Origin of the sequence: Parasphingomonas frigoris, assembly GCF_036663815.1 — a bacterium.
Classification (GTDB): Bacteria; Pseudomonadota; Alphaproteobacteria; order Sphingomonadales; family Sphingomonadaceae; genus Sphingomonas.
The window spans coordinates 596,126-614,842 of the sequence record NZ_JAXOJQ010000001.1; the positions used below are offsets into that span (position 1 = coordinate 596,126).

The 18,717-nt window shown below is 66.7% G+C and carries 14 protein-coding genes; 6 read left to right on the top strand and 8 right to left on the bottom strand.

The window, feature by feature from the left end; genetic code table 11:
• Positions 1 to 3: 3 nt before the first annotated feature.
• The 3 genes from U1872_RS02770 to U1872_RS02780 form a co-directional block, all read right to left on the bottom strand.
• Positions 4 to 1,818, bottom strand: a complete 1,815-nt coding sequence (locus tag U1872_RS02770; protein WP_332791332.1) for an alpha-amylase family glycosyl hydrolase — start codon at positions 1,816 to 1,818, stop codon at positions 4 to 6.
• The gene (locus tag U1872_RS02775; protein WP_332791333.1) at positions 1,815 to 3,344 is read right to left on the bottom strand and encodes a tryptophan halogenase family protein; all 1,530 of its coding nucleotides are present in this window, start codon (positions 3,342 to 3,344) and stop codon (positions 1,815 to 1,817) included. Before U1872_RS02775 ends, U1872_RS02770 begins: the two co-directional genes overlap by 4 nt.
• Positions 3,345 to 3,424: 80 nt before the next feature.
• A complete protein-coding gene (locus tag U1872_RS02780; protein WP_443025304.1) occupies positions 3,425 to 6,364 on the bottom strand; it encodes a TonB-dependent receptor in 2,940 nt (979 codons plus the stop codon).
• A gap of 234 nt (positions 6,365 to 6,598) precedes the next feature.
• Between U1872_RS02780 and U1872_RS02785 the strand changes: the two genes are divergently transcribed.
• A complete protein-coding gene (locus U1872_RS02785; RefSeq protein WP_332791334.1) occupies positions 6,599 to 7,621 on the top strand; it encodes a substrate-binding domain-containing protein in 1,023 nt (340 codons plus the stop codon).
• 16 nt (positions 7,622 to 7,637) lie between these two features.
• Here the strand turns inward: U1872_RS02785 and U1872_RS02790 are convergent, their stop codons facing one another.
• A complete protein-coding gene (locus tag U1872_RS02790) occupies positions 7,638 to 8,309 on the bottom strand; it encodes a DUF6445 family protein (RefSeq protein ID WP_332791335.1) in 672 nt (223 codons plus the stop codon).
• Between the two features lie 167 nt (positions 8,310 to 8,476).
• On the opposite strand from U1872_RS02790, the gene U1872_RS02795 reads away from it, so the two are divergent.
• From U1872_RS02795 to trxC, 3 genes are all read left to right on the top strand, one after another.
• Positions 8,477 to 9,970 (top strand): MFS transporter, encoded by a 1,494-nt coding sequence (locus U1872_RS02795; RefSeq protein ID WP_332791336.1) that lies wholly within the window; start codon positions 8,477 to 8,479, stop codon positions 9,968 to 9,970.
• 69 nt (positions 9,971 to 10,039) lie between these two features.
• Positions 10,040 to 10,417 carry a response regulator gene (locus tag U1872_RS02800; protein WP_332791337.1) on the top strand — a complete coding sequence of 126 codons (378 nt, stop codon included), beginning with the start codon at positions 10,040 to 10,042 and terminating at the stop codon, positions 10,415 to 10,417.
• Between the two features lie 33 nt (positions 10,418 to 10,450).
• Complete coding sequence (trxC, locus tag U1872_RS02805; RefSeq protein WP_332791338.1) at positions 10,451 to 10,891, top strand: thioredoxin TrxC; 441 nt, start codon at positions 10,451 to 10,453, stop codon at positions 10,889 to 10,891.
• Positions 10,892 to 10,942: 51 nt separating this feature from the next.
• On the opposite strand, the gene paoC is transcribed toward trxC, so the two are convergent.
• The 4 genes from paoC to U1872_RS02825 all read right to left on the bottom strand — a co-directional run bounded on the left by paoC (position 10,943) and on the right by U1872_RS02825 (position 15,649).
• Positions 10,943 to 13,150 (bottom strand): aldehyde oxidoreductase molybdenum-binding subunit PaoC, encoded by a 2,208-nt coding sequence (gene paoC, locus U1872_RS02810; RefSeq protein ID WP_332791339.1) that lies wholly within the window; start codon positions 13,148 to 13,150, stop codon positions 10,943 to 10,945.
• Complete coding sequence (locus U1872_RS02815; RefSeq protein WP_332791340.1) at positions 13,147 to 14,115, bottom strand: FAD binding domain-containing protein; 969 nt, start codon at positions 14,113 to 14,115, stop codon at positions 13,147 to 13,149. The genes paoC and U1872_RS02815 overlap by 4 nt, the downstream gene beginning before the upstream one ends.
• Positions 14,112 to 14,747: an aldehyde dehydrogenase iron-sulfur subunit PaoA gene (gene paoA, locus U1872_RS02820; protein WP_332791341.1), complete on the bottom strand. Its 636-nt coding sequence runs from the start codon at positions 14,745 to 14,747 to the stop codon at positions 14,112 to 14,114. Before paoA ends, U1872_RS02815 begins: the two co-directional genes overlap by 4 nt.
• A gap of 257 nt (positions 14,748 to 15,004) precedes the next feature.
• Positions 15,005 to 15,649 (bottom strand): YoaK family protein, encoded by a 645-nt coding sequence (locus tag U1872_RS02825; protein WP_332791342.1) that lies wholly within the window; start codon positions 15,647 to 15,649, stop codon positions 15,005 to 15,007.
• Between the two features lie 180 nt (positions 15,650 to 15,829).
• Here U1872_RS02825 and U1872_RS02830 point away from each other — a divergent pair, with 180 nt between their 5' ends.
• On the top strand, positions 15,830 to 16,228 hold the full coding sequence (locus tag U1872_RS02830) for a DUF2946 family protein (protein ID WP_332791343.1): 399 nt from the start codon (positions 15,830 to 15,832) through the stop codon (positions 16,226 to 16,228).
• A gap of 119 nt (positions 16,229 to 16,347) precedes the next feature.
• Positions 16,348 to 18,714, top strand: a complete 2,367-nt coding sequence (locus tag U1872_RS02835; RefSeq protein ID WP_332791344.1) for a TonB-dependent receptor family protein — start codon at positions 16,348 to 16,350, stop codon at positions 18,712 to 18,714.
• Positions 18,715 to 18,717: the final 3 nt, after the last annotated feature.

Consider the following 18,717-nt stretch of genomic DNA (forward strand, 5'->3'; position numbering starts at 1 on the left):
GACTCATTCGCTGGGGAGGCGGGCAGAAGTGGCGGCGCAGATTGCGTAGCCGAGCGGCGGGAGCGTGATTGCTGCCGAACCGGGCGCGGTGACCGCGGCGGGGCAGGTGCCAGCGAGCGTCGTGAAGCGGCGCGACTGCGCGCCGACCTCGACATTGGCGGCGAGAAGCTGGTTCGAGGTGTTGAGCACGACGAGGATCTCGCGCCCGTCATCGTCGCCGCGCGTGAAGGCGAGCAGACCGGGCTTGTCCGACGCGAAGCGGACGACGGTGCGGCCGTGGCGCAGTTGCGCGTGACTGCGGCGTATCTGCGAAAGGCGCGCGATCGTCTGGAAGATCGGATTGTCGGTGCCGAAATGCGCGGTTGCGGTCGTGGTCGTCGTGCCGATCAGGCGGTTGTCGTTGTAGCTCGCGACCTGGCTCGCGAACAGGTCCTCGCGCGCGTCCTGGTCGCCGCCATGGCCGGTGAAGCCCTGCTCGTCGCCGGAGTAGATCGTCGGCACGCCGCGCGCGGAAAGCAGCAGTACGTGCGCGAGCTCGAGCCGGGCGAGGCGCTCGGCGTCGGTCGCCTTGGGCCAGGCCAGATCGAGCATGTGCCCCATCCGCCCCATGTCGTGATTGCCGAGGAAGGTCGGCAACCGCAGCGCGGTCGCGTCGCCGCCCTGGTAGAGCACGTCGCCGTCGATCAGCTTGGCAAACACGTCGGTCCCCGCCTTGCCGCTCAGCATCGCGCGCGCCGCCGCCTGGAACGAGAAGTCGAGCACTTCGGGATAGCCGTCGCGGCGTGTGAACTGCGCGGTGTAGCCGGGGTCGACGGCCTCCGAATAGACTTCGCCGAAAATCGGGAAGTTGCGGATCCCGCGCGCGGCGGCGCGTGCTTGCATCGCCGGGATGAACGCCTGCCAGAATTCGGGGTTCACATGCCGCGCGGTGTCGATGCGGAAGCCGTCGACGCCGAAGCGATCGATCCAGCCGCCATAGATGGCGATGAACCCGTCGATCACGCGCGGATCCTCGGTCATCAGATCGTCGAGCCCGCTGAAATCGCCGTAGCGCGCGGATTCTCCGGCGAAGGTCGAGTCACCGCGATTGTGATAGTAGCGCGGGTCGTTGAGCCACGCCGGAACCTTTACCTTCGCTTCCGCTGCCGGAACGAACGGCGTGTAGGCATAGGCCGGGTCGGTCAGCTTGGCGAAGTTCTCCGGCGTCTGCACCGCATCGCCTGCAAAACCGGCGTTGATCGGTTGGCCCGTGACGCCAAGGCGGCGCTGGTACGGATAATCCGCCTTGCTGCGATACGCGCAACTCTTGCCGATGCACTCGTGATACTGGATCACGTCGGCGGTGTGGTTGGCGATGATGTCCATATAGACCTTCATCCCCCGCGCATGCGCCGCGTCGACGAACGCGGCGAACTCGGCGTCGGTGCCGAAATGCGGGTCGACCTTGGTGAAGTCGGTGATCCAATAGCCGTGATAGCCCGCGCTCTCATGCCCCGCCGCGCCCTGCACCGGCTTGTTCTTGAACACCGGCGCGACCCAGATCGCGGTGACGCCAAGCGCCTGGATATAGTCGAGCCGCTGCGTCAGGCCCTTTATGTCGCCGCCATGATAGAAGCCTTTGGCGGTCGGGTCGTAGCCCGTCGTCAGCCGGTCGCCGGTCAGCCCACCTTTGTCGTTGGCCGTGTCGCCATTGTCGAAGCGGTCGGGCAGGACGAAATAGATCACCTCATCCTCGGGCGCGCGGTCGCGGACCTGCTCGATCGGCACCGCGGCCGCCGGACCGGCGAGCGCGAGCAGCAAGGCGGCGGTCAGGCTCATGCCGACACCGGCGTCGGCGCGGCGCAGTGGCGCGCGATGAAGTCGGCATGGCTCGGCATCTGGGCAACCTCGCGGGCGTTGAGCTGGTCGATCGTATAGAGGAATTCGGCGAGGTCGGCGGCGGGGATCGCATCGGCGAGCGGGTGATGCCCCGCGGGCATCACGCCCTGGCCGGCGAAGACCTGGAGCCAGCCGACCTCGGTGAACAGTTCCTCATGCTCGCGCGTGATGTGGCCGTTGCCGCGCCACAGCGCGATCTTGGCGGCGAGCGTCTCGGGCAGCGCCATGTCGCGGCAGTGCTGCCAGAACGGCTCGGCCCGATCGTTCGCATGGTAATGCAGGATGATGAAATCGCGGATGCGCTCATATTCGAAGTCGCTCTGGCGATTGAACTCGTCGCGGTCGGCTCGCGCAATGGTTCGGCCGGGAAGCAGCTTCATCAGCCGCGCGATGGCGGACTGGATGAGGTGGATGCTGGTCGATTCGAGCGGCTCGAGGAAGCCGCCCGACAGCCCGATCGCGACGACGTTGCGGTTCCACAGCTTGCGCCGCTTGCCGGTGCGGAAGTGGATCGGGCGCGGCTCGGCCAGCGCTTCCCCGTCGAGGCCGGCGAGCAGCGTCGCGGTCGCTTCATCGTCGCTCAGATGCGCCGAAGAATAGACGATGCCATTGCCGGTGCGATGCTGCAGCGGGATGCGCCACTGCCAGCCCGCAGTCTTGGCGGTCGAGCGGGTATAGGGCGTGAACGCCGCGCTCCGCGCCGACGGCACCGCGAGCGCTCGATCGGCGGGCAGCCAGTGCGTCCAGTCGTCATAACCGGTCTTCAGCGTCTGCTCGATCAGCAGCCCGCGAAAGCCGGTGCAGTCGATATAGAGATCGGCGCTCAGTGCGGTGCCGTCCTCGAGCACGATCGCCGACACGTCGCCGGTCGCATCCTGCTCGACGCGGACGATCTTGCCCTCGATTCGGTTGATCCCGCGCGTCTCGCTGTAGCGCCGCAGATAGCGTGCGTAGAGGCCGGCATCGAAATGGAAGGCCGAGGGCATGTCGGGCAGCACGCGCGCAGTCCGCGCCGGCCCGCGCTGCATCCGCTCCGCCAGCGCCGCCTGGTTGTTGAGCGAATAAGCAGCGAGATCGCGCGCCGTGCCGAGTTGCCTAGCGCGCAACCAATAGTGGTGGAACGGCAGCAGGCCGACGTCGCGGCCGATGTCGCCGAACGCATGCATGTAGCGATGCCCCGGCTTCCACCAGTCGACGAACTCGATGCCGAGTTTGTAGGTCCCCTGCGTCGCGCGCAGGAAGGCGTCTTCGTCGAGCCCGAGCGCATCGTTGAACAGCCGGATCTGCGGGATCGTCGCCTCGCCGACGCCGACCGTGCCGATCTCCTCGGATTCGATCAGGTCGATCTCGAAGCCGACTTCGAGGAAGCGCGCGAAGGTCGCCGCCGTCATCCAGCCGGCGGTGCCGCCGCCGGCGATGACGATCCGGATCGGTCGCGGGCTGTTCTGCTCGGAATGGTTCGCCATCGTCCGCGTCCCCGCTTCGGCTGTATCAGGCACCGGAACGGCGAGCAGCGGGTCGATCCGCCGCTCGCCGATGGGCAGGTTCAGAACTTGTACGTGATACCCAGATAGTAATCACGGCCATAGCGCTGATAGTCGATCACCTGCCGCGGATCGTCATTCTGGTAGGTGACGAACGGACGGTCGGTGAGGTTCTTCGCCTGTGCGAGGATCGCGAAGCCCTTGAGGAAGCCCTCCTGGAATTCGTAGCCGATCTGCGCATCCAGAATGCCTTCCGACCGCGCGGTGCGATAGGTCGGCGCGGCCGACAGGCCGGCAACTTCCGCCAGGAAGGAGGAGCGATAGCGATAGTTCACGCGCGCCTGGAAGCCGTACTTCTCGTAATAGACCGTGCCGCTGCCGGTCCACTTCGACAGGCCGGGCAGGGTGATCGCCTGGATCGGGTTGTTGGCGAACTTGATCTCGGACTCGGTGTAGTTGCCCGAAACGAACATACCGAACCCGTCGAGCGCCTTGGTCAGCGACTTGAACGGCAGCGACACCGTCGCCTCCAGGCCGATCACGCTGCCGCGACCGGTGTTGGCGGGGGCGCTGACATTGCCGATCGTCAGGCGGTTGGCGGTGACGATCGCCTGCTGCGCCGGCGTCAGCGCGCCGAGCAGCGCGGTGAAGTCATAGGCATAGCTGTTGTTCGGATCGACGAAGTCGGTGAGGTGCTTGTAGTAACCCGACAGCGCGACATAGCCGCCGCCGTGGAAATACTGCTCGAACGACACGTCGATGTTGGTCGACTGATAGGGTTTCAACGCGACGTTGCCGCCCGACGAGGTGAACACCGGGTTTAGCCCGGGGTTGAGGTTGTTCGGCTGGATGTTGGCGATGTTGATCGCCACGTCCTGCGTCACGCGCTCCTGGTCGAGGCGCGGGCGCACCATCGTCTGCGAGGCGCCGAGCTTGACGTAGCCCAGCGGGACCAGCTCGACCGCCATCGTCGCCGACGGCAGGACGTTGGTATAGCTGACCTTCTGCGTCGCCGGTGCGATCGTCACGACGCCGTTGACGACGCTCGCGATCTGGCCGTCCGAACTCTGCTCGCTGTGGATGACCTGCGTGCCGATCGAGCCCTTGAGCGCCTTGCCGCCGACATCGCCGTCGATCGTGATCTTGGCGTAGCCGGTGTAGACGTTCTCGGTCACGACGTTGTCGCGCACCAACGACGACGGGCGGTTGTCGTAGAAGGTGTTGTAGCTGTTATTGTAGAGATACAGCGGATCGAGCGCGAGGACTGCGGGGACGCCGAGATAGTCGAGCGGGATCTTGCCGAGGATTGCCTGGGTCGGGATCGGCGCCGAGGTCGGCGTGCCGCTGGCGACGGTGCAGTTGCTGCCGGTGCCCTTGGGGCACAGGAAGAACGACTGGTAGGCGCTGGTCTTCTCGCGACGGCTGTAGTTGGCGCCGGCTTCCCAGCCCTTGACGATGCTGTTGTCGAACTCGCCGTTGAGGCTCGCACGGAGCGACTTGAGGTCGTCCTTGAAGCTCGGGCGGTTGAGGAAGCCCGACTGCACGACGGCCTGCGTGCCGTTGTAGCCCCAGCCCTGCGGATCGGTCAGCTTGAACACGCTGGTATTGGTGTAATCGAGCGTCGGGACGATCTTGTACGTGCCGTTGCCCTGCTGGGTGACCTTGACGGTGTCGTCGGGGCCGGTGCCGCCATAGCCGACGCCGGTATAGGTCTCGAGCAAGAAGTCGGTGCGCGTGGCATGGCTCCAGCTCGCGTCGACGTTGAGGTGGATCTTGTCGCTGAGCTTGAGGTCGTTGTTCCAGCCGAGCGAGAAATTCTCGGCCTTGCGCTGGTTATAGTCGTTGCGCTGGATCGCGTGGACACCCGAGAAGGTCGTCGTCGTGGCAAAGCCGTCGGCGACGGTCACGCCGCTCTGCGTCGGGCTTGAGAAGCCGAGCGGGAACTCGATCCCGCGCAGGTGCTGGGTTTCCTCGAAGTGCGAATAGAGCGCGTCGAAGGTCGAGTGGAACACGTCCGAGGGACGCCATTCGATCGTCGCGACGCCGCCGTAGCGCTTGAGTTCGTTCGACTGGACATACGGCTTGGCGCCGCCGAGCACGAACGGGCTCGCCGCGGTGCCGGCACCGGCATAGCCCCACGCATTATAGCGCTCGTCCTGCGACGGGGTGAGCGTCGCCGAGGCGCCGAGCGCGATGCCGAGCGTGTCGTTCGCGAACTTGTCGACATAGGTCGCCGACGCGCGATAGCCGTAGCGCGAGCTGTCGGGGTTGAGATTGTCGATCCCGTTCATCTGGCCGCGGGCGCTGACCGCGAAGACGCGCTTGGCCTGCTCGAGCGGGCGCAGCATGCGCAGATCGACCGTGCCCGAGATGCCGGCGGCGACGAGCGAGGCGTCGGCCGACTTGTAGACGTTGACCGTCTTGAAGAATTCGGACGGATACTGATCATATTCGACGCCGCGATTGTCCCCGACGGTGACCTGCTCGCGGCCGTTGAGCAAGGTGGTCGAGAAATCGGGGCCGAGGCCACGGATCGACAGGCGCTGGTCGCGCCCTTCGAGACGCTGCGCGGTGACGCCGGGAAGACGGGCGAGCGAGTCGGCGATCGACACGTCGGGCAGCTTGCCCACGTCCTCGGCCGAGACCGAGTCGACGATCAGCACCGATTGGCGCTTGATCTTGGCGGAGGATTCGAGGCCGGCGCGGATGCCGGTGACGACGATCGCCTCGTCGGCGGCGGTGGTCGTCTCGGCGGGCGAGGGGGCAGCAGGAGCCGCCGGCTGCGGCGTCGGATCGGCCTGGCTGGTGGTCGCCTCGACCTGCGCCTTGGCGGTCGGGTTGGCGTTGGGCGTGGTCGTCGCATCCTGCGCGAACGCGGTCGCCGGCATGGCAAGCGCTGCGGCAAGCGCGACGCTGCTGACGCGCAGGCCAAAGCGCGCCTGGCTCGGCGTACGGCACGGCGCGTCGATCCCGCTGACGCGGATCGTCGTGAATTCGGTCATCTCTATTCCCCTTCAGGCGGGACGAACCCGCACATCCTCCAACGCCATTCAAACGGCTCGACGTCGTCACACAGCGTCGATTGGCCCGACCCGGGCTATATTCCGGGCTCTGGCGTTGCAAAAGGATCGGGCATACGTATTCACGGCTGGCATACGTATTCCCAAACGCGGCATCGCCAGCGCATGTCGTGAGGCCTTAACGCGGAGCGCACACGGGAAGGATCACGAACACCGATGGCAAGACGACCGACCTCGCTCGACATCGCGCATCTGGCTGGCGTTTCGCAGCCGACGGTGTCGCGGGCATTGCGGGGCGTGAAATCGGTGAACCCGCAGACGCGCGCGCGAATCGAGGCGATCGCGCGCAGCCTGCATTATGCGGTCGACAAGAATGCCTCGAGCCTGCGCACCCAGTCGGCCAACACGCTCGCTCTGCTGTTCTTCGAGGAAGCCGCCGACGACGATGCGGTGATCAACCCCTTCTTCCTGTCGATGCTCGGCTCGATCACGCGGGCCTGCGCCAAGGCCGGCTATGACCTGCTCATCTCGTTCCAGCAGCTGTCGGGCGACTGGCACGTCGATTATCAGGACAGCCACAAGGCCGACGGCATCATCCTGCTCGGCTATGGCGATTACGAGACGTATCGCGTGCGGCTCGACCATCTCGCCGAACAGGGAACGCATGTCGTGCGATGGGGCGCGGTCGGGACAGGTCCCGGCGGCATCACCGTCGGATCGGACAATCGCGGCGGCGGCGCGCAGGCGACGGCGCATCTGATCGCGCAAGGCCGCCGCCGGATCGGCTTCCTCGGCGCCGCCGACAGCCGCTATCCCGAAATCGAGGATCGCTATCGCGGTTATCTCGACGCGCTCGCCGCCGCGGGGCTCGATGCCGATCCGGCGTTGCGGATCGACGCAATCACCACCGAGGAATCGGGCCAGGCGGCCGCCGAGCGGTTACTCTCGGAAGGCGCGGACTTCGACGCGATCTTTGCGGCGAGCGACGGCATTGCGATCGGCGCGATGCGCGCGTTGGCGGCGGCCGGGCGATCGGTGCCGGGCGACGTCGCGATCGTCGGGTTCGACGACATCCAGTCCGCCTCGCTGACCAGCCCACCGCTGTCGACCGTGGCGCAGGATGCGCGGCGCGCTGGCGAGGTGCTGGTCGAAACGCTGCTCGGCCAGTTGCGCGGCGATCCCGTGGCCGCCGGGCCATTGCCGACGCGGCTGGTGGTGCGCGCCAGCAGCGGGGCGTAGCGGATCGCGCGCGGGCTCAGTCGTCGAACAGGAACAGGTTGAGCGTCAGCCGCCCGGCGAGCGGATCGCTGCTCAGCGTGACCTCGGGCGGCAGGTCGGCGCAATGCAGCGTATTGCCGGCATAGACGAGCGCGCGGTTGAACGCCCCCGGCTGCACGGCGATCCGTTCGTAGATTGGGGTGTCGCCCGAAATGTAGGCGGGGTCGGGTAGCCCGTGCGCCTTGACGTCATTGTCGAGCGCCGCCCGGAACTGGGGCAACCGAGCGGCATCGACGCTCTCGAAGCCGGTCGCGCGCTGGCGGTAGAAAGCCGTGCCGCCTTGGGCGCCGTGACTGAGGAACAGCAGGAGCGCGATCCGGCGCGCCTCCACCCCGTCGAAGTGCGGCAATCGCTGGATCGGCGCGAGTGCGGCCGGCGGCGTGGTGACGAGCGAGTAATAGGCTTCCGACACCGCTGGTGCGGGATCGAGCGCGAAATGCTCGGCGAGCAGGGGCGCGATGCGGCGGCGCATCGTCTCGGCCAGCCGCGGCGGGACGGGCGCGCGGACGCCGGGATAATGCGGGCCGATCTGCCCCATCCTGAGCGCCGCCGCATCCTCGCGCAGCATCTCGGGGTCGGACCAGAAATCGTCGAGCACCAGCAACGGAAGCTGTTCGGTGCCCAGACGGTGGAGAGTTGGCGCTTGCATCGGCCCTTCATGCGACCGTCGCACCGCCGCGCGCAAGGACTGCGCGCAGGGCGCTGGGCTGCATTCGTATGCAGCGCTCCGACGCTTGTGCGCACTGCTCCGAGCCGCCAGTGTCGCCGCCAACGGACCGCGGCCGGACGGCAGGAGCAGCGGCGGGGAGGACCTAAGTGAGCGAAAAACCGGTGCAGCGTTTCAGCGGGCTGTGGAACATCAGCTTCGGCTTTTTCGGGATCCAGATCGGCTTCGCGCTGCAGAATGCCAATATGAGCCGGATCTTCCAGACGCTGGGCGGATCGCTCGACGACCTGTCCTATCTGTGGGTCGCGGCACCGCTGACCGGTCTGCTCGTCCAGCCGATCATCGGCCATTATAGCGACCGCACCTGGAACCGCTTCGGCCGGCGGCGGCCCTATTTCTTCGCCGGCGCGGTGCTGGCGATGCTCGCCTTGTTCGTCATGCCCGAAACCAAGGTGCTGTGGCTCGCCGCGCTGATGCTGTGGGTGCTCGACGCGTCGATCAACGTCTCGATGGAGCCGTTCCGCGCCTTCGTCGGCGACATGCTGCGCAAGGACCAGCACACCGCGGGCTATGCGCTGCAGACCGCGTTCATCGGCGCCGGCGCGGTGGTCGGCTCGATCTTCCCGTTCGCGCTCGCGCATCTTGGCGTCCACGATGTGGCGACCGGCGGGGTGCCGGCGACGGTGCGCTACAGCTTCTGGTTCGGCGGTGCGGCGTTGCTGCTGGCGGTGCTGTGGACCGTCGGCACGACGCGCGAATACAGCCCTGCGGAAATGGCGGCATTCGGCGAGCGTGGCCTCGCGGACGGCGATGACGGCGTGATGCGCGCGCTCGCCGCACGCGGATTGGGGAGCAGCATCGCCTGGATCGTCGGCGGGGTGGCGATCCTGGTGGCGGTGCAGGCGCTGGCGCTGCAGAAGGAAGTCTATGTGCTCGGCGGCTTGCTGATCGCCTACGGCGTCGCGAGCATCGTCGCGATCCGGCGTGCGCGCGGCGGCGATACCACGAGTGCGCTGAGCATGATCGTCGGGGATTTCTCCGGCATGCCGACGGTGATGAAGCGGCTGGCGGTGGTCCAGTTCTTCAGCTGGTCGGCGCTGTTCATCATGTGGATCTTCACCACGCCGATCGTCGCACAATATATGTACGGATCGAGCGACCCGGCCAGCGCGGCCTACAATGCCGGCGGCGACTGGGTCGGGGTGTTGTTCGCGGTCTACAACGGCGTGGCGACGGTTGCGGCGCTGCTGATCCTGCCGCGGCTGTCGGCACGGATCGGCAAGGTGCGGACGCATATCCTGTGCCTGCTGTGCGGCGCGGCGGGCTTTGCGAGCTTCCTGGTGATCCGCGATCCGATGCTGCTGATCGTCAGCGAGATCGGCGTCGGGATCGCCTGGGCGTCGATCCTGGCCATGCCCTATGCGATCCTCGCGTCGAGCCTGCCGCAGGCCAAGCTCGGCATCTATATGGGGCTGTTCAACGTGTTCATCGTCATCCCGCAACTGCTCGTCGCGACGGTGATGGGGTCGGTGCTCAAGGCGTTCTTTCCGGGGCAGCCGATCTGGACGATGGCGTTTGCCGCGGTCGTGCTGGCGATTGCGGCGGTGGCGATGCTGCGCGTCAATGAGGCGGCGGAGGCCTGAGCGCGGTTGCGTCGCGCGCCTATTGCGATTGCGAAGGAACCCTCGCGGGTCGCGCAGGGTTGGGGGGGAATGGAAAACGAACCGCTCCCCACCGTCTTGCTCGTCGAGGATGAAGTGCTGATCCGGATCGTGGCGGCCGATATGCTGACCGACTCGGGCTTTACCGTCCTCGAGGCAGGCGACGCCGCCGAAGCCCTCGAAATGCTCGCCACGCACAAAGACATCGGCGTCCTGTTCACCGACGTGAACATGCCGGGACAGATGGACGGAATCGAGCTTGCCGCGCAGGTCGTCCGCTTGCATCCCGAGATCAAGGTGATCGTGACGTCGGGGCGGCAATGGCTCGAGGATGACTCCTTGCCCGACCATGGCCGCTTCCTCAAGAAGCCGTACGGCCAGCGCGAGCTGACCGAAATGGTGCGCGAGCAGGTTTCCGCGCCGTCCTGATCCCGGGGCGGGGTGCTCGTCTGGAGATGAGAGATGTCTGAGGACCCCGCCAAGATCGTCATCTGCCCGTCCTGCGTGACGGCCAACCGCGTGCCCGTTGATCGCCTGGGCGCGGGAGGCACGTGCGGACGGTGTGGGGTGGCGCTGTTTGCCGGCATGCCGGTGGTGCTGACCGCCGCCAATTTCGACGCGCATGCGGGGAAGGGCGATCTGCCGCTGCTCGTAGATTTCTGGGCGCAATGGTGCGGGCCATGCGTGCAGATGGCGCCGGCCTTCGCTCTGGCCGCGCAGCAGCTCGAGCCGGCGATGCGGCTCGGCAAGCTCGATACCGAAAGCGAGCAGGCGCTTGCCGCACGCTTCGCGATCCGGTCGATCCCGACCCTCATCCTGTTTTCAAAGGGCCGCGAGATTGCGCGGCAGCCAGGCGCGATGCCGGCTGCGGCGATCGTGCAATGGGCGCGCCGCTTTTCCTGATCAAAAGCAAGCCCGCCTCCCTTCCGACAGAAGGGAGGCGGGCCCGTTAGCTCAGACCAGTGCCGGCAACCGATCGAGATGCTTGTCGAGCGTGAGCGGATATTCGCGGATCCGCACGCCGGTCGCATTGTAGACCGCATTGGCGATCGCCGCGCCGACGCCGCACAGGCCGAGCTCGCCGACACCCTTCGCCTTCATCGGCGACGACAGCGGGTCGGTCTCGTCGAGGAAGATCACTTCCTGGTGCGGAATGTCGGCATGGACCGGCACTTCGTAGGTCGCCAGATCGTGATTGACGAAGAAGCCGAAGCGCTTGTCGACCGCAAGCTCCTCCATCAATGCCGCGCCCGCACCCATCGTCATCGCGCCGATCACCTGGCTACGCGCCGACTTGGGGTTGAGGATGCGTCCGGCGGCGCACACCGCCAGCATGCGCCGGATCCGCGTCTCGCCGGTGTAGACGTTGACGCCCACCTCGACGAAATGCCCGGCGAAGGTCGATTGCTGATACTTCTTGTCGAGATCGCCATATTCGATCGCGTCCTCGGCCGAGAGACCGGCATCGCCCGCCGCCTCGGCGAGGCTGACGCTGCGATTGCCCGAGCGCACCTTGCCATCGGCGAAGGTGACGTCGGCCGAGTTGAAGCCGAGCTTCTGTGCAACCGAATCGCGCAGCTTCATGCACGCGGCGTAGACGCCCGACGTGGCGTTGTTCGCGCCCCATTGCCCGCCCGAACCGGCCGAGGTCGGGAAGCTCGAATCGCCGAGCAGCACGATCACCTTGTCAATGTCGACACCCATCATCTCGGCCGCGGTCTGCGCGATGATCGTGTAGCTGCCGGTGCCGATGTCGGTCATGTCGGTCGCGACCGTCACGACGCCCTTGCGATCGATGCCGACACGCGCCGCCGACTTCATCAGCATGCTGTTGCGGAAGCCCGCCGCGACGCCCATCCCGACGAGCCAGTCGCCGTCACGGACCTGCGCCGGCTTGGGATTGCGCTTGTTCCAGCCGAAATGGGCGGCGCCATCATGCAGGCACTTGATCAGTTGGCGCTGCGAGAAGGGGCGTTCGGGCTTCTCGGGATCGACCTGCGTATCGTTGAGCACGCGGAATTCGATCGGATCCATTCCGAGCCGCTCGGCGACCTCGTCCATCGCGATTTCTAGCGCCATCAGGCCCGGGGCCTCGCCCGGTGCGCGCATCGCATTGCCTTCGGGCAAGTCGAGCACCGCGAGGCGCAACGCCGTCATCCGGTTCGCGCCGGCATAAAGCAGCCTTGTCTGCGACACCGCGGTCTCGGGCTGGCCGTTGGGCAGATCGCCCGATGCGCTCTCATGCGCGATCGCGATGATCTTGCCGTCCTTGGTCGTGCCGATGCGGATTCGCTGCATCGTCGCGGGACGGTGGGTCGAGTTGTTGATCATCATCGGCCGCGCCAGCGTGACCTTGACCGGGCGCCCTGCCGCCTTGGCGCCGAGCGCGGCTAGCGGCGCATCGACGCGCAGGAACAGCTTGCCGCCGAAGCCGCCGCCGATGAACGGCGAGATCATCCGGACATTGTCCTTCGGCAGGCTCAGCGTCTTGGCGAGCGAGGTCTTGCCCCAGTTGATCATCTGGTTCGAGGTCCAGACGGTCAGCTTGTCGCCGTCCCACGCGGCGGTCGAAGCGAACGGCTCCATCATCGCATGGCTGTGGTCCGGCGTCGTATATTTCGCGTCATGCTTGATCGTCGCCTTGGCGAACGCGGCGTCAAAATCGCCGACCCGATCGATCTCGGGCTGGCCCTTTTCGGCGGGCTTGAACGGCGCGGTCGGGCCGACTGCGGCGAGATCATATTGGCCCTTGGTGCGTGCATATTCGACGCGGATCAGGTTCGCGGCGGCACGCGCCTGCTCAAAGGTCTCGGCGACGACGAGCGCGATCGCCTGATGGTAGTGCGCGACGAGCGAACCGCCGAACAGATGCGCGGTATTGAAGTTGCTCAGCGGGAGCGCGGGCATGTCGAGCGTCGAGATGACCGCGATGACGCCTGGCGCGGCCTTGGCATCGGCGACGTTCATCGCGGTGATCGACCCCTTGGCAATGCCAGCGTGGAGGATGTAGCCATAGGCGGCGTTGGGTGCGACGTCGTGGCGCTCATAGGCGTAAGGCGCGGTGCCCGTCGTCTTCAGCTTCCCGTCGACGCGGTCGTGCGGCTTGCCGACGACCTTGAGCTGGTCGATCGGGTTCTGGCCGGCTGGTGTATCGAACTTCATGCTGCCACCCCTGTCTTGTTGTGGGCCTGGGCCAGGACTGCGCCGAGCGTTCGCTCGACCAGCGGCACCTTATAGGCGTTGTCGTGCGTCGGCCGGGCACCGGCGAGCAGCGGCTGCGCCACCGCCTTCGCGCCGTTCGCCATCTGCGCGTCGGCACCCTCGACGCGCCACGGCCGCGGCGCGATGCCGCCGATCGCGGCGCGCCCGCTGCCATCCTTCTGGATTACCGCGGCGACCGAGATCAAAGCGAAGGCGTAAGACGCACGATCGCGCACCTTCTGGTAGAAATGCATCCCGCCGATCGGCTTGGGCAGCGTGACCGCGGTGATCAGCTCGCCCTGCGCCAAGGCCGTCTCGACATGCGGGGTGTTGCCCGGCAGCCGGTGGAAGTCGGCGATCGGGATGGTGCGCGCCTGGCCCGCGGCGTTGACCGTCTCGATGGTCGCGTCGAGCACGCGCATCGCAACCGCCATGTCGCCGGGATAGGTCGCGATGCAGGCATCGCTGGTGCCGATGATGCCGAGCTGGCGGCTATAGCCACCGATCGCGGCGCAGCCCGAGCCCGGCTTGCGCTTGTTGCACGCCTGGTTGGTGTCGTAGAAATAGGGGCAGCGCGTCCGCTGGAGCAGATTGCCCGCGGTGGTCGCCTTGTTGCGCAGCTGGCCGCTCGCGCCCGCGACGATCGCGCGGCTGAGCACGCCGTAATCGCGGCGGACGCGTGCGTCGCTCGCCAGATCGGTGTTGCGCACCAGCGCGCCGATCCGCAGGCCACCCTCGGGCGTCGCCTCGATCTTGTCGAAACCCATGCCGTTGACATCGACGAGATGCTGCGGCGCCTCAATCTCGAGCTTCATCAGATCGAGCAGATTGGTGCCGCCGGCGATGAACTTGGCGTTGGGGGTGCGGCCGATCGCTGCCGCGGCTGCGGCGGGCGAGGTCGCGCGTTCGTAACTGAAGGGCTTCATGCGCGCTTCTCCGCGATTTCGGTCATGGCTTCGAGAATGTTCGAATAAGCGCCGCAGCGACAGATGTTGCCGCTCATCCGCTCGCGCATTTCGTCGTTGCTGGCGGTCGGCGTCTTGGTGAGGTCGTCGGTGACGTGGCTGGGGACGCCCGCCTTGATCTCGCCGAGGACGGCGACGGCCGAGCAGATCTGGCCCGGCGTGCAGTAGCCGCACTGATAGCCGTCATGCTTGATGAAGGCGGCCTGCATCGGGTGCAGGTCGGTCGGGGTGCCGAGACCCTCGATCGTCGTGATCTTGTCGCCTTCGTGCATCACCGCGAGCGACAGGCAAGAATTGATGCGCTTGCCGTCGACCATCACGGTGCACGCGCCGCACTGGCCGTGATCGCAGCCCTTCTTGGTGCCGGTCAGGTGGAGATGCTCGCGCAGCGCGTCGAGCAAGGTGGTGCGGGTGTCGACCTCGAGCGTGCGCTTGCGGCCGTTGACCTCGAGCGCGACCTTCATCGCGGTCGGCGTGGCGGTGCCCGGTGCGGCCTGCGCTGCGCTCGGCGCGATGACGGTGGCGGCCGCGGTTGCCGCGGCCCCGCCGAGGACACCGCGACGCGAGATTTCCAATTGGTTTGGCTGGTCCATGGCGGTCGATGATCCCTTTTTCACAATAATGCGTGCCGCAGACGATACGCGCGGCAGAGGCGATTTTCCGGAGCCGTGGCTTGCAGGATATGGAAGCCGCCGACCGAAGATGTCTTAACTGAAAGTTTCGGAACATAACGCGTCTTACCCGACTTGGGTCCGCGCAAATTTTCGGATTTGGTACGAAGCATACCCGAATTGCTAAAGTCGGCGCGCGGGGCCAAGCGTCGGTCGCGACTTCGGTCGAAACGATCGCGCTAGCGGGAGGTGGGGCGCGGCGTGCGGCCGGCAACGGCGGCGAGCAGGGCGGCGGCGAGCGCGGCCACCCACAGGCCGTCCATCCCGATCACGCCGTAACACAGCGCGCCAAGCACGCCACCGCTGACCAAGCCGATCCACAACGACAGATAGGGAAGCCAGCCCCAGCGATCGCCGCCAAGGAAGGCCGCGCCGATCCGCTGGCCGGTCTTGACCAGCGCGCCGGTCATATAGGTGACGCCAACGCTGACCTCGCCGTCGCGCTGGAACACGGTGTTGGCGCAGCCCATCGCACAAGCGATCACGGGCAACGCGGCGTGATCCAGCCCGAGCTGGCTCAGCGTCGCAGCGAGCGCCAGCAGCGCGGCGACGCTCGCGAGCACCGCCGCCTTGCGATGGTTCGGCAGCCACGCCGACAGCAACGATCCACCGACCACACCGCCGACGAAAGCCGCGATCAGGCTGGCAGCGACCAGTGCAGCGTCCGAGCGCGTCGCAAGGCCGATCGCAAGACGAGTCGAATTTCCGCTCATGAACGACACGAACATCCCGCCGAGACGGAGAAAGCCGATCGCGTCGACGAACCCGGCGAGGATGGCCAGCAGCACGGCGATCGTGCGTAGCGTTCGGTCGTAATGAATCATCGCCTTCGCCCCCTGTACGGTCTTCTCGATAGACCGCGCTTGGCCGGATGGCGACGGGTTCGGTGCGTCCCCGCCTCCAGCGGTCGCGCGGTCGGCAGCGGGAGGAGCGAGGTTCGCGAGGATTGGGGGCGGACCGGAAATTCTAGTGACTTGGCTGCAGCCGGCACCTAGAGCGGCGCGGTGACGGGGTTTCGACACTTCTTGCTCGACCACCGGCTGCTCGCGGCCGGGATCCTGGCGCTTGCCTTGATGCTCAAGATGCTCGTGCCGGCGGGTTTCATGGTCGGTAGCGATCATGGTGTCGTGACGATCGAGATCTGCTCGGGCTTCGGCCCGATGAAGACGATGGCGATGCCCGGCATGCCGCACCATCCTGACAAGACCGAGCAGCAAGGCAAGGAAATGCCCTGCGCCTTTTCCGGGCTCGCCGCGGCGGCGCTGGCCGCGATCGATCCACTGCTGCTTGCGGTCGCGATCGCGTTCATCATCGCGACGGTCTTCCGCGTCACGATTTCCCGTCCGGCGCCGGCGCGGCCGTATCTGCGCCCACCCTTGCGTGGACCGCCGCTGCACGGCTGACCGCGGCGAAGGTTGATCCGTGCGTAACGCGCGGCGGCTTCGCCTGTGTCGTCGGCGCCGCGATCGCGCGCAGGATGACCTCGCTAGGGGATGGTCGGCCTGCCGAACAGGGATTTTCCATGAAACGGATACTCATGGGCGCGGCGATGTCGTCGTTCGCCTTTGCCGCGGCGGCGTCCGCCCAATCTGCCCCGATTGCCACCGACGCACGACGCGCCGACCTGCTGCGGCAGCGCGCGGCGATCGACGCGGCGCTTGCCGCGCTCGATCGCCCGGCACCGGCTCCGTCGGCTGCGGGTGCACCGACACCGGAGGAGCGCGCCGACGACATCGTCGTCACCGGGCACGCGCTGTCGTTGACGACGCGGGTGCTGGGCCAGACCGTGACGACCGTCACCGATCGCGCCTTCCGCAACACGCCGGCGACGACGATCGCCGACATCGTCGGGCTGTCGCCGGGTGTTGCGGTGATCCAGGGCAACGGGCCGCGCGACGTCGGCGTGTCGATCCGCGGCTCGAACGCGCGCAACAGCTTCGGCGCACGCAACATCCAGGTGTTCGAGGATGATTTTCCCGTCACCCAGCCAGATGGCCTGGCGCGCTTCGACCTGACCGATCCGCATGCCTATGGCGCAGTCGACATCGTCCGCGGGCCATCCTCGGCGCGCTACGGCAATTACGCGATCGGCGGCGCGGTCAATTTCCGCACGCGGCGCGGACGCGACGTGGATGGCGCAGAATTCGGGCTCGACGGCGGCGGCAACGGCTACCTCAACGCCTATGCCACGCTCGGCAAGGCAGGCGCGAACTACGATTACGCCCTGTTCGGCAGCTTCGTGCGCGCCGATGGTGCAACGGGGCATAGCGGCTACGATACCGGGACGATCAACGCGCTGGCGACCTTCGCGCTGTCCGACCGCGACCGCGTGACCGGCAAACTGATCTACAACGAAAGCGAATTGCAGCTCTCGACCCGGCTGTCGTTCGACCAGTACCTAGCAAACCCCTACCAGCAGGGATGCGCCGCCGCGGTGACCGCTGCTGCCGGGTGCGGGACGATCTCGGTGCTGGTCAACGGCGTCAACGGCGCGCGGATTGCGCAGACCGCGACCGAGGGCGACCTAGCGCGCAATGATCGCCGCACGATCGTCGGCACCCGCTACGAGCATGATTTCGATCCCGTCACGACCTGGCGCACGCAGGCGACCTTCGACAGCCGTGTCGTCAACCAGCCGACCAGCGCGACGCCGTTCAAGGGCACGCTCGACAGCTACAACATCACCTCCGACCTGACCCACAAGGGGCGCCTGCTCGGGATGGACGCGACCAGCTTCGTCGGGATCTTCTACACGTATCTCGATAATCAGAGCTACAGCTTCAACAAGACGCCCGCCGGGCGCAACGGCTTCGGCGCGCTGACGCAAACGGTGTTCGGCGATGTGCGCAACCTCGGCGTGCGGGCGCGCGAGGAACTCGCTCTGAGCGGAGACGTGCAGCTCGTTCTTGGGATCGGCTACGAACGCTCGACGCTCGACGTCCGGCAAACTGCCTATACCTATCCGATCGCGGCGAGCCCGGTGCTGACGCTGATCCCGGCGGTGCGGCATTTCTCGAACGTGGCGCCCGAGGCGGCGCTGGTGTGGCAGGCGGACCGGGCGGTGCGGCTGCACGCGCGTGTCGGCACCGGTTACGGCATCCCGCAGGCGGGCAATCTGTTCGTCACGCCCGACGGCGTTGCGGGGAACAATACGCAGCTCAAGACGCAGAAGACCGTCGGGGTCGATCTCGGCGCGGAGGTCGCGATCAGCGACGTGCTCCATGCCGAGCTCACCGGCTATTACGAGTGGTTCAGCAACGAGCAGATCAGCCAGTCGGCCGGCGTCAATTTGCTGTCCTACACGACCAATGCACCGCGCTCGGTCCATCGCGGGATCGAGCTTGGGCTGAACTGGAAGCCGCTGCGCACGGTCCTGCCGGGCATGCGTATCGATACGACCTACAGTTTCAACGACCAACGCTATGCGCGCTTTGTCGAGCGGCTGACGTCGGGGGTGACTTCGGCCGCGTTCGACCGGGCCGGCAACCGCATCCCCGGTGTCATCCCGGTCTTCGCCAACGGCCGGGTCGGCTACGATCAGCCGGGCGGTCCACTCGCCGGGGTGGGCAGCTTCGTCGAAGTCAGCCGGCGCGCGCGCTACATCATCGACAATGCCAATCTGCTCGAGATACCGGGCTACACGCTCGTCAACCTCAACCTTCATTACGATCCGCCCAACGGTCCGGGGTTGTGGTCGCGGATCAGCCTGTTCGCGTCGGTCCAGAACCTGTTCGACACGACCTATATCGGCTCGGCCTCGATCATCGCCGACGGCGTCAACCGGACGACGGGGCTGCAACACCCGGCGTCGACGCTGATGGCGACCACCGGCTCGATCTACGTGGGCACGCCGCGCACGGTCTATGCCGGCATAAAGACGCGCTTGTGATGC

Coding starts and splice junctions, on each gene's coding strand:
- U1872_RS02770 (WP_332791332.1), bottom strand. CDS start 1,818: ATGAGCCTGACCGCCGCCTTGCTGCTCGCGCTCGCCGGTCCGGCGGCC.
- U1872_RS02775 (WP_332791333.1), bottom strand. CDS start 3,344: ATGGCGAACCATTCCGAGCAGAACAGCCCGCGACCGATCCGGATCGTC.
- U1872_RS02780 (WP_443025304.1), bottom strand. CDS start 6,364: ATGACCGAATTCACGACGATCCGCGTCAGCGGGATCGACGCGCCGTGC.
- U1872_RS02785 (WP_332791334.1), top strand. CDS start 6,599: ATGGCAAGACGACCGACCTCGCTCGACATCGCGCATCTGGCTGGCGTT.
- U1872_RS02790 (WP_332791335.1), bottom strand. CDS start 8,309: ATGCAAGCGCCAACTCTCCACCGTCTGGGCACCGAACAGCTTCCGTTG.
- U1872_RS02800 (WP_332791337.1), top strand. CDS start 10,040: ATGGAAAACGAACCGCTCCCCACCGTCTTGCTCGTCGAGGATGAAGTG.
- trxC (WP_332791338.1), top strand. CDS start 10,451: ATGTCTGAGGACCCCGCCAAGATCGTCATCTGCCCGTCCTGCGTGACG.
- paoC (WP_332791339.1), bottom strand. CDS start 13,150: ATGAAGTTCGATACACCAGCCGGCCAGAACCCGATCGACCAGCTCAAG.
- U1872_RS02815 (WP_332791340.1), bottom strand. CDS start 14,115: ATGAAGCCCTTCAGTTACGAACGCGCGACCTCGCCCGCCGCAGCCGCG.
- paoA (WP_332791341.1), bottom strand. CDS start 14,747: ATGGACCAGCCAAACCAATTGGAAATCTCGCGTCGCGGTGTCCTCGGC.
- U1872_RS02825 (WP_332791342.1), bottom strand. CDS start 15,649: ATGATTCATTACGACCGAACGCTACGCACGATCGCCGTGCTGCTGGCC.
- U1872_RS02835 (WP_332791344.1), top strand. CDS start 16,348: ATGAAACGGATACTCATGGGCGCGGCGATGTCGTCGTTCGCCTTTGCC.